1 protein-coding gene is annotated in these 421 nt (G+C 40.6%); it reads right to left on the minus strand.

Annotated elements, in window-relative coordinates; genetic code table 11:
- Positions 1–226 precede the first annotated feature (226 nt).
- Positions 227–421: hypothetical protein (locus tag ADA55_RS29820; protein WP_161798612.1), on the minus strand; the 195-nt coding region annotated here is incomplete at its 5' end.

Below are 421 nucleotides of genomic sequence, written 5' to 3' on the forward strand. Positions count from 1 at the left end.
CACGAGTAAATGCTGCAAATTCACGAGTAAAAGGCGAAAACTCACGAGTATACGCACTAAATTCACGAGTAATGTATGGATTCACGAGTAAATACTGCAAACTCGCGAGTAAAATGGATTAATTCACGAGTAAAAGTCGGAAACTCACGAGTATACGCACCAAATTCACGAGTAAAGCACGGATTCACGAGTAAATGCTGCAAACTCGCGAGTAAAATGCATTAATTCACGAGTAAAAGGCGGATTCGCGAGTAAATGCACCAAATTCACGAGTAAAAGGCGTAAACTCACGAGTATACGCACTAAATTCACGAGTAAATGCTGCAAACTCGCGAGTAAAATGCAATAATTCACGAATAAAAGGCGGAAACTCACGAGTAAATGCTGCAAATTCACGAGTAAAAGGCGAAAACTCACGAGT

The sequence above is a fragment of the Bacillus sp. 220_BSPC genome (assembly GCF_001054655.1).
Classification (GTDB): Bacteria; Bacillota; Bacilli; order Bacillales; family DSM-1321; genus Peribacillus; species Peribacillus frigoritolerans.